The sequence below is a fragment of the Pseudomonas sp. H2_D02 genome, from assembly GCF_054677635.1.
In genome coordinates, this window is the sequence record NZ_CP162816.1 from 1108402 (window position 1) to 1123528 (window position 15127).

Here is a 15127-nt window from a genome sequence, read left to right on the forward strand (position 1 = left end):
TTTCCTTGTGTTGATCAGCTCAGAAATGTTTGCAGCAAGTCATTGAGAAACAGCTGTCCGCGCTCGGTCGCCGCCAGACGTGACGGTTCGACCTGCAACAACCCACTTTGTTCGGCCTCGCGCCGGCCTTCGGCCAGGCTCTCAAGGGGCAGACCGGTGCGCTCCGGGTACAGCCGCGCTTCCACGCCTGCGGTCAGGCGCAGGGCATTCATCAGGAACTCGAACGGCAGTTCCTCGTTGGCGAGGGTTTTCTCACCCGCCTGGAAGCTTTTGGCCGGATTCAGGTAATCCTTGGGCAAGCGGGTCTTCCAGGTGCGCACGATGCGCCCGTCCGGATGGCTGAGCTTGCCGTGGGCCCCGGCGCCGATGCCGATGAAATCGCCGAAGCTCCAATAGTTGAGGTTGTGCCGCGCCGCCCGACCGGGCTGGGCATACGCCGAGACTTCGTACTGGGCGTAGCCGTGCTCGGCCAGCAATGCCTGCCCGGCTTCCTGGATGTCCCACAGCGTGTCGTCTTCCGGCAATGTTGGCGGCTGGTTCCAGAACACGGTGTTCGGCTCCAGCGTCAGCTGGTACCAGGACAAATGAGTGGGCTTCAGCGCAATGGCCTGGCGCAGGTCGCTCAAGGCGTCTTCGAGGGACTGGTCAGGCAAGCCGTGCATCAAGTCGAGGTTGAAGTTGTCGAACCCGGCCTGGCGGGCCATGCCAGCGGCGCGCACCGCCTCGTCACCGTTGTGGATCCGGCCCAGCGCTTCGAGCTTGGCCTGCTGGAAGCTCTGGATGCCGATGGACAGGCGATTGATGCCCAGCGCCCGGTAGGCGACGAACTTCGCTTGCTCGAACGTTCCGGGGTTGGCTTCCAGGGTGATTTCAATGTCCGGCGCGAAGGGAATGCGCGCCTCGACACCCTGGAGAAGCCGTCCCAGCGCCTGGGCGCTGAACAGGCTTGGCGTACCGCCGCCGAAAAATATCGAACTCAGTTCACGACCATGAACCGCGTGCAGATCCTGGTCGAGATCGGCCAGCAAGGCGTCGACATACTCTTCTTCCGGCAACTGCGGGCTGGCGGTGTGGGAGTTGAAGTCGCAATACGGACATTTGCGCACACACCACGGGATGTGGACGTACAACGCCAGGGGCGGCAGCACCGGCAGTGGTGCCCGAGGGGTTTGCGCGCCGCCGTGGATCAGCGGTGCGGGGGCGTCGGTGGTCATTGCAGGCCCAGACGCTGGCGCAGCAGGGCCATGGCGCGGGCGCGGTGGCTCAGTTGGTTCTTTTCCACGGGGCCCAGCTCGGCACTGGAGCAATTGCGCTCAGGCACCCAGAACAATGGGTCGTAGCCGAAACCGTGCTCGCCGCTGGCCTCGGTCAGAATGCGTCCATGCCACAGGCCTTCGCAGAGGATCGGCAGCGGGTCATCGGCATGGCGCACCAGCGCCAGCACACATACGAACTGCGCGCCGCGCTCGGCTTCAGGAACATCCTTGAGGGCTTCGAGCAGCTTGGCGTTGTTCGCCGCATCACCCTTGCCATCGGCGTAACGGGCCGAATAGATGCCCGGCGCGCCGCCGAGGAAATCCACCGCCAGTCCGGAGTCGTCGGCCAGCGCCGGCAGGCCGGAGATGCGCGCGGCGTTGCGGGCCTTGAGAATGGCGTTCTCGACGAACGACAGGCCGGTCTCTTCCGGTTCCACCTGGCTGAACTCGCCGATCGAGCGCAATTGCACCGACCCGCCGAGCATCGCCTGGAGTTCCTTGAGTTTGCCGGCGTTGTGGCTGGCCAGCACGAGTTGGGTGAGCTTGATCATTGGCCCGGGAACAGTTCCTGGTTGAAGTTGAGGGTGTTGATCTTGTCGCCGATCTGCACCTTGATTTCAAAGGTGCGGGTTTCCTGCTGGTCCACCGGGTATTGGGCGACGTAATAAATCGCGCCTGGCTCAGTGATCTGGCGGAAGCTGAGCGGGACCGTCTTGCTGGTCAGGTCCTTGACCGTGCCGCTGACTTGGGCGATCAGCGGCTTGCCACCCTTGATCACCGAAACATTGATCACGCCCTGGTTCTTGCTGCGGATCAGTTCGGCGCCCTTGGCGATGTCAGGCGTTAGGAAGGTGGAGTTGAACGTGTTGTAGTGCACGGTGACGTCACCGAACACTTCCTTGCGCTCGCCCTTGATGACATCGGCGGCCATGACGCCGACGCTTAGGCAGGCGGTGATGAGAAACAACCCTAGACGTTTCATGTCGTGCTCCTGGAAAGGCCGGCGTTTACACCGCGACCTGATGATCGGCGAGGCCTGGGCTGCTGACCCGATAGATGCCTATCTCACCTAACAGATTAGGCCAAAGCTTGCTCGCCCACCCGTGGCGGTGCTGCTGGTCTACGGCCAGGCGATCAATGACCTTGGCTTCGCGTTCGCGGCACAACTCCTCGAAATCCTCGAAGGTGCAGAAGTGGATGTTCGGCGTGTTGTACCAGGTGTAGGGCAGGAACTCCGACACCGGCATCCGCCCCTTGCTCGCCAGGTACCAGCGGCACCGCCAGTGACCGAAGTTGGGGAAGGTGATGATGCACTGGCGCCCGACGCGCAGCATTTCGTCGAGGATCTTGTCCGGGTAGTGCACGGCTTGCAGGGCCTGGGTCATGACCACGATGTCGAAGCTGTTGCTGGCGAAGTTGCCCAGGCCCTTGTCCAGGTCCTGCTCGATGACGTTGATGCCCTTGGCCACGCATTCGGCGATGTTGTCCGGGTCATTTTCCAGCCCGTAGCCCGTCACTTGCTTGTTGTCCCGCAGCCAGGTCAGCAATTCGCCGTTGCCGCAGCCCAGGTCGAGCACCCGGCTGCCGCATGGGGATCCATTCCTGGATGATGTCCAGATCGGCTCTCATGGCGTCCTCACAGCGTAATACGATTCATGTAGTTGCCGAACGCCTGCAGGTAGCGCGGGATCGGGATCAAAAAGGCGTCGTGGCCCTGGGGCGCGTCGATTTCCAGGTAGCAGACGTCCTTGCGCGCGGCCATCAGTGCGTCCACCAGTTCCCGGGAGCGGGCCGGGGAGAAGCGCCAGTCGGTGGTAAACGACATCACGCAGAACTTGGCGGTGGCGTTGGCGAAGGTTTTCGCCAGGTTATCGTCGAAGTTCGCCGCCGGATCGAAGTAGTCCAGCGCCTTGGTCATCAACAGGTAGGTGTTGGCGTCGAAACGCCCGGAGAACTCTTCTCCCTGATAACGCAGGTAGCTCTCGACCTGGAACTCGACGCTGTGGAAGTCGTAGTTGAGCTTCTCGCTCTTGAGACCACGGCCGAATTTCTCGCCCATGGAATCGTCGGACAGGTAGGTGATGTGCCCGACCATCCGTGCCAGCATCAGCCCGCGCTTGGGGATCACGCCGTGTTCCTGGAACGAGCCGCCGTGGAATTCGGGGTCGGTGAGGATCGCCTGGCGCGCCACTTCGTTGAAGGCGATGTTCTGCGCCGACAGCTTGGGTGCCGAGGCGATTGCCAGGCAGTGGCGCACGCGGTCCGGGTAGGTGATGGTCCATTGCAGCGCTTGCATGCCACCCAGGCTGCCGCCGATAACCGCTGCCCATTGGGCGATGCCGAGACGGTCGGCCAGGCGCGCCTGGCTGTGGACCCAGTCTTCCACGGTCAGTACCGGGAAATCGGCGCCGAAGGGCTTGCCGGTGTCCGGGTTGATACTGCTGGGGCCGGTGGAGCCGTTGCAACCGCCGAGGTTGTTCAGGCTGACGACGAAGAACTTGTTGGTGTCGATGGGCTTGCCCGGGCCGATGCAACTGTCCCACCAGCCGGGCTTGCGGTCATCGACGCTGTGGTAGCCGGCGGCGTGGTGATGCCCCGACAAGGCGTGGCAGATCAGCACGGCATTGCTCGCCGTGGCATTGAGGGTGCCGTAGGTTTCGTAGATCAGGTCATAGGCTGGCAACGAACGGCCGCAGGCCAGGGCCAGGGGCTCGCTGAAATGCGCCATTTGAGGCGTCACCAGACCAACGGAATCGGGGGGAAAGGCAGCTGGCATCGACCCTGCTCGCGTTGAAATGAGGCGTAAGTCTAAAGACCGCTGGGGTTAGCGGCAAGCAAACGGCGCAAGCGGGGAATCCGATGGTTGCGAGCGGATTTATTTGTGGCGAGGGGATTTATCCCCGTTGGGCTGCGAAGCAGCCCTGAAACCTGAGTATGCGGAGTATCAGGCTGGCCGAGTTGTCTGCTTTGGGGCCGCTTCGCGGCCCAGCGGGGATAAATCCCCTCGCCACAGACAGGTCCTTTGCCACAGGGATCAGGTTGCCTGGATCAAATAAGCACCCGCAAAATCTCCGGCATCATGGTCATCGCCGCCAAATTATTGATCACCAGCATGTCGAGCAGCTTGAGCACCATGAACGCCAGGATCGGCGAGATATCCAGGCCGCCGAGGTTCGGCACGATGCGACGGAACGGCGCCAGGGCCGGCTCGCAGATCTGGTTCACCAGTTCGGCCCCCGGGTTGTGGCTGCCCGGTGCGACCCAGGACAGGATCACGCTGATGATCAAGGCGAAGAAGAATATCTTCAGGAACAGCGCGGTGACGCCGATGATCGACCAGATCAGCAGTTGCAGCGGGTTGCCGGTGGTGCCGTAGGTCAACAGCAGGGTCAGCGCCATCAGTGCCAACTGCACCAGGATCGCCAACACCAGCGAGGACATGTCCAGGCCGAACAGGCTCGGGATGATCCGGCGCAACGGCTTGAGTAGCGGCTGGGTAGCCTTGACCACGAACTGGCACAGCGGGTTGTAGAAGTTGGCGCGCACCAGTTGCAGCACAAAGCGCATCAGCACGATCAGCAGGTACAGGCTGCCGAGGGTTTGCAGGACATAGACCGCTGCAGTGTTCAATCCAATCATGAATGGCTCCTTATTGGCCCAGTTGTTCGGCCATTTCGGCCGAGCGGTGCGCGGCGGCGCCGAGTGCTTTTTCCACCAGGGCTTCGAAGCCGCCGGCCTGGAATGATTTGATGGCCGCTTCCGTGGTGCCGGCCGGCGAGGTCACGCGGCGACGCAACTCGGCCGCATCGACATCACTGGACACCGCCATATGCGCGGCACCGAGAGCGGTTTGCAACGTCAGTTGCGCAGCGGTTTCCCGGGGCAGGCCGAGTTTCTCGCCGACGGCGGTCATGGCTTCGATCAGCAGGAAAAAATACGCCGGGCCCGAGCCGGAGACGGCGGTGACGGCATCCAGTTGCTGCTCGGTCTCCAGCCACAGCGCCAGGCCGACGGCCGACAGCAGTTCTTCGGCCTGCTGACGCTGTCCGGCGCTCACTTGGCCGGTTGCATACAGGCCGCTGACACCCTGGCGCAACAGGGCCGGGGTATTAGGCATGCAACGCACGATCGGCTGGGCACCGAGCCAGTTGTTCATGCTCGCGCAGGTGATGCCCGCGGCAATCGACACCACCAGTTGATGAGGCTTGAGATTCGGGCGAAGGGCCTCGCAGACGGTCTTCATCGCTTGCGGCTTGACCGCCAGCACGATGACGTCCACGCCGTCGATGGCCTGGGCGTTGTCGGCGAAGGTTTCGATGCCGTGCTCGGCGCTGACCCGCTTGCGAGTCTCTTCACCCGGATCGCTGGCGCGAATCATGGATGCGTCCAGGCCCTTGGCCCGCAGGCCGCCGATCAGGCTGGCGGCCATGTTGCTTGGCGCCGATAAAGGCAATACGCGTGTTGCTCATGACAGGTCCTTATAAAGAGATGAATGGATCAGCTGGGTGTTTGACCGTAGTCGCGAGCGCCAAACAATGCAGTACCGATGCGCACCCAGGTGGCGCCTTGGGCGATGGCGGATTCGAGGTCATGGCTCATACCCATGGATAACGTATCCAGGGGCAGGTCCAGGCTGGCTTGCAGGCGCTGGACGGCCGCAAACGCCGCGTCCTGCTCGGCGCGATCGTCGGTCGGTTCGGGAATGGCCATCAACCCGCGCAATGTGAGATGTGGCAATGCGGCGATGGCCTTGGCGAGGGCTGGCAGGTCCGTCGGTGTGCAACCGGATTTACTGGTTTCGCCGCTGACGTTGACCTGGATGCAGATGTTCAACGGCGGCAGCTCGGCCGGGCGCTGCTCGGACAGGCGTTGGGCAATTTTCAGGCGATCCACGGAGTGCACCCAGTCGAAATGTTCGGCAATAGCGCGCGTCTTGTTCGATTGAATGGGGCCGATGAAGTGCCAGATCAAGGGCAGGTCGGTCAGTTCCGCCTGCTTGCCGAGCGCTTCTTGCAGGTAGTTCTCGCCGAAGTCCCTGAGGCCGGCGGCATAGGCTTCGCGCAGGGCCTGGGCGGGCTTGGTCTTGCTCACTGCCAGCAGTTGGACGCTGCCTGCGGCACGCTGGGCGGCGTGCTCCGCCGCATGGATGCGCGATCTAACCTGAGCAATGTTGTCTGCTATCGTGGTCATAAAGAAAGGCCAGCGGGTCTGAGGTTCGCGGCATTCTACTGGAATTGAGGAGCGCTATGGATATCACTGAACTGTTGGCCTTCAGCGCCAAACAGGGGGCGTCGGACCTGCACCTGTCCGCCGGGCTGCCGCCGATGATCCGTGTCGACGGCGATGTGCGACGGATAAACCTGCCTGGCACTGGACCATAAACAGGTTCATGAGCTGATCTACGACATCATGAACGACCGGCAGCGAGTGGATTACGAGAAATTTCTGGAAACGGATTTCTCCTTCGACGTGCCGGGTGTGGCGCGGTTCAGGGTCAACGCCTTCAATCAGAATCGTGGCGCCGGGGCGGTGTTCCGGACCATCCCGTCGAAAGTCCTGACCATGGAAGACCTGGGCATGGGCGAGGTGTTTCGCAAGATCACCGAGGCCCCACGCGGGCTCGTGCTGGTGACCGGGCCTACTGGTTCAGGCAAGTCCACGACCCTGGCGGCGATGATCGATTACCTGAATAGCCACAAGCACCATCACATCCTTACCATCGAGGACCCGATCGAGTTCGTCCATGAACCGCGCAAATGCCTGATCAACCAGCGCGAGGTGCACCGCGACACCCAAGGTTTTTCCACGGCCCTGCGCTCGGCCCTGCGGGAAGACCCGGACGTGATCCTGGTGGGGGAAATGCGTGACCTGGAAACCATTCGCCTGGCGCTGACCGCCGCTGAAACCGGGCACTTGGTGTTTGGTACGCTGCACACCACATCGGCAGCCAAGACCATTGACCGGGTGGTGGATGTGTTCCCCGGCGACGAAAAGTCCATGGTTCGCTCGATGCTGTCGGAGTCGCTTCAAGCGGTGATCTCCCAGACGCTGGTCAAGAAGATCGGTGGCGGCCGGGTCGCTGCACACGAAATCATGCTCGGCACCTCGGCGATCCGCAATCTCATCCGGGAAGACAAGATCGCGCAGATGTATTCGTCGATCCAGACCGGCGGCTCGCTGGGGATGCAGACGCTGGACATGTGCCTGAAAGAGTTGGTGAACAAGGGGCTGATCAGCCGCGAACATGCGCGGGAGCGGGCGCGTACGCCGGATAACTTTTAGAGATGTGGTGCTTTTGCAGGCCTCATCGCGAGCAAGCTCGCTCCCACAGGACTTTCAGCGAATGGAAATCGAGTGTGGGAGCGAGCTTGCTCGCGATGGGGTCATCAGCTACAGCAAAAATGCTGGCTCAGCGCTGAACCACCCGCATCGCGCCCGGTTCTTTCGGCAGCACCCGCTTGGCAACCACGTAATGGGTGTTCCAATACGGCTTGTTCAGCGTGTCGATGGTCACCGACTTGCCCCGCCGTGGCGCGTGGATGAAGCGGTCGTTGCCCAGGTAGATCGCCACGTGGTTGACCCGGCGGCTCTTGAGCTTGAAGAAAATCAGGTCGCCAGGCTTCAAGTCCTTGCGCTCGACTTTCTCGCCATGACCGGCAGCCATCGCATTGGAGGTGCGCGGCAGGTCGAACGTGGCGTCGTTGAAGGCGTACTTCACCAAACCGCTGCAATCGAAACCTTTGCTTGGGCTGCTGCCGCCCCAGCGGTAAGGTGTGCCCAGTACATTCACGGCGCGGCTCAACACGTTGCTGCTCGCTTTGGTCGCCATGGGCGGAACCAGCTTGCTGTTGGTCGTGCTCAGGCGCTGGGTGCCTGGGTTGTTTTTGCTCCCTGGAGCAGAAACATGGGATTTCGGGGTGTAGCCGTTGACGTTGGGAAGACGTTGCTCACGATTGGTGGCGTGGGCGGCCAGTGGCAATAATAGGCAGATGGTCAGCCATGTCTTGAAAAATGGACGCATTAGGCAAGGCTCATAAAGGTTAGCGCGCAACTTTATAACAGCTTTTTTCGCCGTTTCGAGGCCGTTTGTCGATCCGGAACCCAGCCTGAACCCTGCACAATTGCGACAATTGACCCAATTGTCCGACAAGACCCCCATAACACGGGCGTTTCACAGGTCCGAGTCGCTCAGGACCGCTTGTCGGCGAGACACAAAAAAGTCACAAAAAGTCCGAACAAATTTTTCTATCGAGGCAAAAGAGGCCATTCATGAACAGCTATCAGCAGGACGCAACCCGTGACACCCATAGCAAAGTGATCGGGTATCTGCTCTGGATTTTCGGCTTCACCGGTGCGCACCGTTTCTATTACGGCAAGCCGGTGACTGGCACGATCTGGTTCTTCACCTTCGGCCTGCTGGGCATCGGTTGGTTGATCGACCTGTTCCTGATCCCGGCCATGGACCGCGAAGCGGATCTGCGTTTCACCCCGGGACCTATCGAATACACCGTGGCGTGGATTCTGCTGACCTTCCTCGGCGTCTTGGGCGTGCATCGCATGTATCAGGGGAAGTGGCTCAGCGGGATTATCTATCTGCTGACCGGCGGGGTGTTTTTCCTGGGTGTGCTGTATGACTTCTGGACGCTGAACGACCAGGTGTCGATTCGTAATGCGCAGAAGCGTGGGGCTTTTCACTAAGACCGAGTTGCCTGCATCGCGAGCAAGCTCGCTCCCACACTGGATCGGAGGTGTTCACATATCCTGTGTTCACCGAGATCCCTGTGGGAGCGAGCTTGCTCGCGATAGGAGCGACGCGGTTTTTCAGGCCTGGTGGGTAATCCGCCCATCCATCAGCGTATAGCGCACCACCCCCGGCAGGCTGTGACCGAGGAACGGGCAGTTGTCGCCCTTGGAGCGCCAGGCTTCGCCAGCCACCGTGGACGCGGCGGGGTCGAACAGCACCAGGTCCGCCGCCGCACCCACGGCCAGTTTCCCGACCGGCAATTGCAGGGCCTGGGCCGGGCCGGCGCTCAGGCGCGCCAGCAAGGTTGGCAAGTCCAGCAAGCCGTCCTCCACCAGCGTCATGGCCAGCGGCAACAGCAGTTCAACGCTGCTGATGCCCGGTTCGGTGGCGCCGAAGGGTGCCAGCTTGGCGTCGCGCTCGTGGGGCTGGTGATGGCTGGAAATGGCCGAGATCACCCCGGACTTCACCGCCTCGCGCAAGCCTTCGCGGTCGGCGCGGGTGCGCAGCGGCGGCTGGACGTGATAGACGCTGTTGAAATCGATCAGCGCCTCATCGGTCAGGATCAACTGATACAGCGCCACGTCGGCGGTCACCGGCAAGCCGCGGGCCTGGGCCTGGGCGATCAGCGCCGCGCCACGGGCGCTGGTCAGTTGGCTGAAGTGGGCGCGCACGCCGCTTTGTTCCACCAGCAGCAGGTCCCGGGCCAGGGCCACGGTCTCGGCCGTTTCCGGAATGCCCGGCAGGCCGAGGAAGCTGGCGGTCGGGCCTTCATGGGCGAGACCGCCTTCGGCCAGGTCGTGATCCTGGGAATTGAAGATGACGGTCAGGCCGAAAGTCGCCGCATATTCCAGTGCGCGACACAGCGTACGGGTGTTGCGGAAGCTGTTCAGGCCATTGCCGAACGCCACGCACCCGGCATCACGCAGGGCGATCAGCTCGGCCAATTGCTCGCCATCGAGGCCTTTGCTCAGTGCGCCAATCGGGAAAACCTTGGTGTTGCCGGCTTCGCGGGCGCGGTCGAGGATCAGTTCGGCCACGGCCGATGTGTCCAGCACCGGTTTGGTCTGCGGTGGGCAGCACAGGCTGGTCACGCCACCGGCGGCGGCGGCGCGGGTTTCGCTGACGATGCTGCCTTTGCGGCTGTAGCCCGGCTCGCGCAGGGCGACGTTGAGGTCCACCAGGCCAGGGGCGGCGACCAGGCCTTGGGCGTCGAGGGTCTCGACCGCCGCGAAGCCCGCCGGCGCCGCGCCAAGGGCGACGACCTTGCAGGCATCGATATGAATGTCGGTCACTTGATCCAGGCCGCTGGCCGGATCGATCACGCGTGCGCCGAGAATGCTGAGCTTCACTGGGCGTTCTCCTGGTCAAATTGGCGCTGGGCCGTTTGCCCGCTCATGGCCATGGACAGCACGGCCATGCGGATGGCGATGCCGTAGGTCACTTGGTTGAGGATCACCGAATGCGGCCCGTCGGCCACCGCCGACTCGATCTCCACGCCGCGGTTGATCGGCCCCGGGTGCATGACGATGGCATCCGGCTTGGCCCCGGCCAGGCGCGCGGTGGTCAAGCCGAACAAGCGGTAGAACTCGCCTTCGCTGGGCAGCAGGCCGCCGGTCATGCGTTCGCGTTGCAGGCGCAGCATGATCACCACGTCCACATCCTTCAGGCCTTCGGTCATGTCGGTGTAGACCTTCACACCGTATTGCTCGACGCCGATGGGCAGCAGGGTTTTCGGCGCGATCACGCGGATGTCCGGGCAGCCGAGGGTCTTGAGGGCCAGCATGTTCGAGCGGGCCACCCGCGAGTGCAGGATGTCGCCGACGATGGCCACCGACAGGTTCTCGAAGCTGCCCTTGTGCCGGCGGATGGTCAGCATGTCCAGCATGCCCTGGGTCGGGTGGGCGTGACGGCCGTCGCCGCCGTTGATGATCGCCACTTGCGGGCACACGTGTTCGGCAATGAAGTGCGCTGCACCGGAATCACCGTGGCGCACGACGAACATGTCGGCGGCCATAGCTTCGAGGTTACGCAGGGTGTCGAGCAGGGTTTCACCCTTGCTCGCCGAGGACGTGGAGACGTTGAGGGTGATCACGTCCGCCGACAGCCGCTGGGCCGCCAGTTCGAAGGTGGTACGGGTGCGGGTGGAGTTTTCGAAGAACACGTTGCACACGGTCTTGCCGCGCAGCAACGGGACTTTCTTCACCGCACGGGCGCCAACTTCGAGGAACGAGTCGGCGGTGTCGAGGATTTCTGTCAGCAGCTCGCGGCGCAGGCCGTCGAGGGACAGGAAGTGCCGCAGCTGGCCCTGATCGTTGAGCTGCAGCGGGCGCTTGGTTTCGAGAGGCGTCATCGCGATGGACTCTTACAAGGGCAGTTAAAGGGCAAGGTCTTGCAGTTCGAGTTGCAGCGGCGACGGCCCGGAGAGCTTGACCCGCTCATGGGCGGCCAGCGTCAGTGTCGCGCCGACCACGTTCGGCCGGATCGGCAGCTCGGCGGCGTCCAGGTCCAGCAGGCACACCAGCGTCACGCTGGCCGGGCGGCCGTAATCGAACAGTTCGTTCATGGCGGCGCGGATGGTCCGGCCGCTCATCAGGACGTCGTCGATCAGCACCAGGTGCTGGCCTTCGATCTCGAATGGCAGGGCCGAGGGGCGCACTTGCGGGTGCAGGCCGTTCTGGCTGAAGTCGTCGCGGTAGAAGGACACGTCCAGGGTGCCCAGCGGCGAATCGCTGCCCAGCTCATCGAGCAAGGCCTGGGCAACCCAGACGCCGCCAGTGCGGATGCCGATGTAGCGCGGTTCGCTGATGCCGCGTTGTTCCAGGTGCGCCGTAAGACGGATCGCCATCTGGCTGATCAGCTCGGCGGGATTGGGCAGGCTCATGCTGGCTCCTTCAGGTTTCCGGGTCGGTGCTCGTGACTCGGTTTATCGCTAAAAGAAAGCGCCTTGGCGGCGCTTTCAAAAAATCAGGTTTCGAACAGGGCGGTATTGGCATCGAGCCAGCCCTGCAACAGCAGGGCGGCGGCGATGGCGTCCACCGGGTTGTCGCGGTAACTGCCTTTCTGCCCGCCGCGCACCAGGCGTTCGCCCTTGGCCTCGAAGGTCGTCAGGCGCTCATCATGGGTATAGAAGGGCAGGTTGAAGCGGCCGTTGAGCCGGCGGGCGAACTTTTCGGCGCGCAGGCACATGTCGCTGGGCGTGCCGTCCATGTTCAGCGGCAGGCCGACCACCACGGCGTCGGGTTTCCATTCCTTGATCAGCGCTTCGACCTGGTTCCAGTCCGGAACGCCATTCTGCGCCTTCAAGGTGCACAGCTCACGGGCCTGGCCGGTAATGACCTGGCCGACCGCAACGCCGATCTGTTTGGTGCCGTAATCGAAGCCCAGCAGCAAGCGCAAGGCCATCAGGCGTGTCCCGCCTGGCTGGTGAGCAGGCTGAGGTTGACACCCAACCGGCTGGCCGCCGCTTCCAGGCGCAGTTCGCTGCTGGTATTGAAGAGGATGTCGGCGTCGAACGGGCAGGTCAGCCAGGCGTTATCCGCCAGCTCGGCTTCCAGTTGCCCGGGTTCCCAACCGGCATAGCCGAGGGCAATCAGGCTTTTTTGCGGGCCGACGCCGTCGGCGATGGCGAACAGCACGTCCTGGGAGGTGGACAGCGACACACCGTCCAGGTCCACCGTGGCCTGGAATTTGGGGCCCGACGGATGGAGCACGAAACCGCGATCGGTCTGCACCGGGCCACCCATAAAAATCGGCACATGCTGGCACAGCAGTGGCGGCTCGACCTCGGGACGCAATTGCTCAAGGATGTCCGCCAGGTTCAGCTCTTGCGGGCGGTTGACCACCAATCCCATGGCCCCGTTCGCCGTGTGCTCGACGATGTAGGTCAAGGTGTGGGCAAAGTTCGGATCGGCCATGTGCGGCATGGCGATCAGGAAATGATGCTTGAGGTAGGTGGGGCTGACGTTTTTCATAGGCGCTAGTGTGGCGGGGCAGGGCCGAACTGACAAGCCAGGAAATGCCTGAGACTGTCACCGATCCCCTGTGGGAGCGAGCTTGCTCGCGATAGCAATTGATCATTCAACACAGAGGTCGACTGACCGTCCGCTATCGCGAGCAAGCTCGCTCCCACAAGGGAATTGGGTGGTTATCAGTTACTGGACAGCCGATCACCGCGGGCAAACTTCCAGGTGCGGATGATTTCCAGGCGGTCGATGTCCGACAGGTCCCCGGTGAACGGCGCGAACGGCGCGGCCAGGCGTACGATCCGCTGGGCGGCCTGGTCCAGCAGGGGTTGGCCGGAGGATTCGAGCACCAGCACCTCGTACAGCGAGCCGTCGCGGTTGATCGAGACCATTAGCCGCAGGTTGCCGTAGATCTGTTTGCGCCGGGCTTCCTCGGGGTAATTGAGGTTGCCGATGCGCTCGACCTTCTTGCGCCACTCATCCTTGTACCAGGCACCCTTGTCGCGCATGGTCGAAGCGGCACTGAGGCGGTGAATGCGCGGACGCTTGGCGTACAGCTGTTGCTCCTGGGCCAGCTCGGCTTCCAGGCTGGCGATGTCGCTGGAAAGCTGCGAGCTGTCGAAGGTCGGCTCAGGCGCCTTGGGCTTCGGATCGGGCTTGACCTCTTCCTTGACCGGGGCCTTTTTCGGCTTCGGCGCCACGGTGGTCACGGCAGCCTTGGGCGCCGTCTCCTGGACCTCCGGCTTGGCGGCCGGCGGTGGGGTTATCTTCTGGACTTTGTTGTCCTGGAACGGCGCGATCTCGGTGGTCTTGGGCGTTGCTTTCTTTTCCAGGGTGCCGCTGCCTTGCTGGTTTTCCTGGGCGAGAAAGTCGGCCTTCCTGGGCTTGGTCTCGCTCTTGAACGTCGCCAGGGTAATTTCCAGGGTCTGGCTGATCTGCTTGGGTTCGACCGTGGCAAAGCCGACGCCCAGCAGCACGGCCAGGTGGATCAGCGCCGCCAGGAACAGGGTAAAACCGAGACGATCAGCCGCGCGCACGCCACGATGGGCGAGCTCTAGGGGCAGATCGGACGGGAGTGTCATGGCAAAAAAACCAACATCGCGGGTTTCACAGGCCGGGCATGATAACGCAATGTTGGTTTTTAGCTTCAAGCCTCAAGCTGCAAGCGACAAGCTGCATCAAACTTGTCGCTTGTGACTTGCCGCTTGCAGCTGCTTCTCGATGGCATCCATCAGCATCCCGCCGATGTCGGTGCCGAAGGCATTGTCGATTTCGCGGATGCAGGTCGGGCTGGTGACGTTGATTTCCGTCAGGTGCTCGCCGATCACGTCCAGGCCGACGAACAACAGGCCTTTTTCCCGCAGTGTCGGGCCGACCTGGGCGGCGATCCAGCGGTCCTTGTCGGTCAGCGGACGGGCTTCGCCACGACCACCGGCCGCCAGGTTGCCACGGGTTTCGCCGGCCGCCGGGATGCGTGCCAGGCAATAATCCACGGGCTCGCCGTCGATCATCAGGATGCGTTTGTCGCCGTCGATGATGGCCGGCAGGTAGCCCTGGATCATGATTTGCTGCTTGCCATGCAAGGTCAGGGTTTCCAGGATCACCGACAGGTTCGGGTGGCCGGCGGTGTGGCGGAAGATCGAAGAACCGCCCATGCCGTCCAGCGGCTTGAGGATAACGTCGCCGTGATGATCGGCGAATTCACGCAACACGTCCGGACGACGGCTGACGATGGTCGGCGGCGTGCATTGCGGGAACAGCGTGGCGAACAGCTTTTCGTTGCAGTCGCGCAGGCTCTGCGGCTTGTTGACCACCAGCACGCCGGCGCTTTCTGCCTGTTCAAGGAGATAGGTGGAATACACGAATTCCATGTCGAACGGCGGATCCTTGCGCATCAGGATCACGTCCAGGTCGCTCAGCAGTGCATCGCTTTCCTCGCCCAGTTCGAACCATTTCTCCGGGTTGGCGAAGACTTTCAGCGGTTTCATCCGCGCCTGGGCCTGGCCTTCGGCCTGGTAGAGGTCGCGCTGCTCCATGTAGAACAGTTCCCAGCCGCGCTTCTGAGCGGCCAGCAGCATGGCCAGCGAGCTATCCTTCTTGTAGGAAATGCTGGCGATTGGGTCCATGACAATGCCGACGCGTACGCTCATGGCTTGGTTCCTCAT

General features: G+C 62.6%; 15 protein-coding genes and 3 pseudogenes. 2 read left to right on the forward strand and 16 right to left on the reverse strand.

Annotation, left to right across the window (positions count from 1 at the left end):
* Positions 1-14 precede the first annotated feature (14 nt).
* The 8 genes and pseudogenes from hemW to AB4N42_RS05085 form a co-directional block, all read right to left on the reverse strand.
* Complete coding sequence (gene hemW / locus AB4N42_RS05050) at positions 15-1214, reverse strand: radical SAM family heme chaperone HemW (RefSeq protein WP_030137917.1); 1200 nt, start codon at positions 1212-1214, stop codon at positions 15-17.
* Positions 1211-1807 carry an RdgB/HAM1 family non-canonical purine NTP pyrophosphatase gene (gene rdgB, locus AB4N42_RS05055; protein WP_460115928.1) on the reverse strand — a complete coding sequence of 199 codons (597 nt, stop codon included), beginning with the start codon at positions 1805-1807 and terminating at the stop codon, positions 1211-1213. Before rdgB ends, hemW begins: the two co-directional genes overlap by 4 nt.
* On the reverse strand, positions 1804-2238 hold the full coding sequence (locus AB4N42_RS05060) for a DUF4426 domain-containing protein (RefSeq protein ID WP_198796882.1): 435 nt from the start codon (positions 2236-2238) through the stop codon (positions 1804-1806). The genes rdgB and AB4N42_RS05060 overlap by 4 nt, the downstream gene beginning before the upstream one ends.
* 25 nt (positions 2239-2263) lie before the next feature.
* A pseudogene (gene metW, locus AB4N42_RS05065) lies at positions 2264-2885 on the reverse strand (methionine biosynthesis protein MetW).
* 7 nt (positions 2886-2892) lie between these two features.
* Positions 2893-4032: a homoserine O-succinyltransferase MetX gene (gene metX / locus AB4N42_RS05070; protein WP_030137913.1), complete on the reverse strand. Its 1140-nt coding sequence runs from the start codon at positions 4030-4032 to the stop codon at positions 2893-2895.
* A 272-nt stretch (positions 4033-4304) separates the two neighbouring features.
* The gene (locus AB4N42_RS05075) at positions 4305-4895 is read right to left on the reverse strand and encodes a YggT family protein (RefSeq protein ID WP_030137912.1); all 591 of its coding nucleotides are present in this window, start codon (positions 4893-4895) and stop codon (positions 4305-4307) included.
* Between the two features lie 10 nt (positions 4896-4905).
* Positions 4906-5725: pseudogene (proC, locus tag AB4N42_RS05080) on the reverse strand (pyrroline-5-carboxylate reductase).
* 28 nt (positions 5726-5753) lie between these two features.
* Entirely contained in the window at positions 5754-6446 is a 693-nt protein-coding gene (locus AB4N42_RS05085; protein ID WP_460115929.1) for a YggS family pyridoxal phosphate-dependent enzyme, read from the reverse strand.
* A 56-nt stretch (positions 6447-6502) separates the two neighbouring features.
* Here AB4N42_RS05085 and AB4N42_RS05090 point away from each other — a divergent pair.
* Positions 6503-7538: pseudogene (locus AB4N42_RS05090) on the forward strand (type IV pilus twitching motility protein PilT).
* Between the two features lie 127 nt (positions 7539-7665).
* Here the strand turns inward: AB4N42_RS05090 and AB4N42_RS05095 are convergent.
* Positions 7666-8277: a C40 family peptidase gene (locus tag AB4N42_RS05095; protein ID WP_030137908.1), complete on the reverse strand. Its 612-nt coding sequence runs from the start codon at positions 8275-8277 to the stop codon at positions 7666-7668.
* A gap of 248 nt (positions 8278-8525) precedes the next feature.
* Here AB4N42_RS05095 and AB4N42_RS05100 point away from each other — a divergent pair, with 248 nt between their 5' ends.
* Entirely contained in the window at positions 8526-8954 is a 429-nt protein-coding gene (locus AB4N42_RS05100; RefSeq protein WP_030137907.1) for an NINE protein, read from the forward strand.
* A 123-nt stretch (positions 8955-9077) separates the two neighbouring features.
* Here AB4N42_RS05100 and AB4N42_RS05105 read toward each other — a convergent pair whose 3' ends face one another.
* From AB4N42_RS05105 to gshB, 7 genes are all read right to left on the reverse strand, one after another.
* A complete protein-coding gene (locus tag AB4N42_RS05105) occupies positions 9078-10349 on the reverse strand; it encodes a dihydroorotase (RefSeq protein ID WP_217860556.1) in 1272 nt (423 codons plus the stop codon).
* Positions 10346-11350, reverse strand: a complete 1005-nt coding sequence (locus tag AB4N42_RS05110; protein WP_003177495.1) for an aspartate carbamoyltransferase catalytic subunit — start codon at positions 11348-11350, stop codon at positions 10346-10348. Before AB4N42_RS05110 ends, AB4N42_RS05105 begins: the two co-directional genes overlap by 4 nt.
* Before the next feature lie 24 nt (positions 11351-11374).
* Positions 11375-11881 carry a bifunctional pyr operon transcriptional regulator/uracil phosphoribosyltransferase PyrR gene (gene pyrR / locus AB4N42_RS05115; RefSeq protein ID WP_030137905.1) on the reverse strand — a complete coding sequence of 169 codons (507 nt, stop codon included), beginning with the start codon at positions 11879-11881 and terminating at the stop codon, positions 11375-11377.
* 83 nt (positions 11882-11964) lie between these two features.
* Entirely contained in the window at positions 11965-12402 is a 438-nt protein-coding gene (ruvX, locus tag AB4N42_RS05120; RefSeq protein WP_030137904.1) for a Holliday junction resolvase RuvX, read from the reverse strand.
* Complete coding sequence (locus AB4N42_RS05125) at positions 12402-12971, reverse strand: YqgE/AlgH family protein (RefSeq protein WP_030137903.1); 570 nt, start codon at positions 12969-12971, stop codon at positions 12402-12404. Before AB4N42_RS05125 ends, ruvX begins: the two co-directional genes overlap by 1 nt.
* A gap of 176 nt (positions 12972-13147) precedes the next feature.
* Entirely contained in the window at positions 13148-14044 is an 897-nt protein-coding gene (locus AB4N42_RS05130) for a TonB family protein (protein ID WP_460115930.1), read from the reverse strand.
* Between the two features lie 96 nt (positions 14045-14140).
* A complete protein-coding gene (gene gshB / locus AB4N42_RS05135; protein ID WP_460115931.1) occupies positions 14141-15112 on the reverse strand; it encodes a glutathione synthase in 972 nt (323 codons plus the stop codon).
* Positions 15113-15127 lie beyond the last annotated feature (15 nt).

Coding starts and splice junctions, on each gene's coding strand:
- pyrR (WP_030137905.1), bottom strand. CDS start 11,881: ATGAGCCTGCCCAATCCCGCCGAGCTGATCAGCCAGATGGCGATCCGT.
- AB4N42_RS05085 (WP_460115929.1), bottom strand. CDS start 6,446: ATGACCACGATAGCAGACAACATTGCTCAGGTTAGATCGCGCATCCAT.
- ruvX (WP_030137904.1), bottom strand. CDS start 12,402: ATGGCCTTGCGCTTGCTGCTGGGCTTCGATTACGGCACCAAACAGATC.
- AB4N42_RS05130 (WP_460115930.1), bottom strand. CDS start 14,044: ATGACACTCCCGTCCGATCTGCCCCTAGAGCTCGCCCATCGTGGCGTG.
- AB4N42_RS05075 (WP_030137912.1), bottom strand. CDS start 4,895: ATGATTGGATTGAACACTGCAGCGGTCTATGTCCTGCAAACCCTCGGC.
- metX (WP_030137913.1), bottom strand. CDS start 4,032: ATGCCAGCTGCCTTTCCCCCCGATTCCGTTGGTCTGGTGACGCCTCAA.
- AB4N42_RS05110 (WP_003177495.1), bottom strand. CDS start 11,350: ATGACGCCTCTCGAAACCAAGCGCCCGCTGCAGCTCAACGATCAGGGC.
- gshB (WP_460115931.1), bottom strand. CDS start 15,112: ATGAGCGTACGCGTCGGCATTGTCATGGACCCAATCGCCAGCATTTCC.
- AB4N42_RS05125 (WP_030137903.1), bottom strand. CDS start 12,971: ATGAAAAACGTCAGCCCCACCTACCTCAAGCATCATTTCCTGATCGCC.
- AB4N42_RS05100 (WP_030137907.1), top strand. CDS start 8,526: ATGAACAGCTATCAGCAGGACGCAACCCGTGACACCCATAGCAAAGTG.
- hemW (WP_030137917.1), bottom strand. CDS start 1,214: ATGACCACCGACGCCCCCGCACCGCTGATCCACGGCGGCGCGCAAACC.
- rdgB (WP_460115928.1), bottom strand. CDS start 1,807: ATGATCAAGCTCACCCAACTCGTGCTGGCCAGCCACAACGCCGGCAAA.
- AB4N42_RS05095 (WP_030137908.1), bottom strand. CDS start 8,277: ATGCGTCCATTTTTCAAGACATGGCTGACCATCTGCCTATTATTGCCA.
- AB4N42_RS05060 (WP_198796882.1), bottom strand. CDS start 2,238: ATGAAACGTCTAGGGTTGTTTCTCATCACCGCCTGCCTAAGCGTCGGC.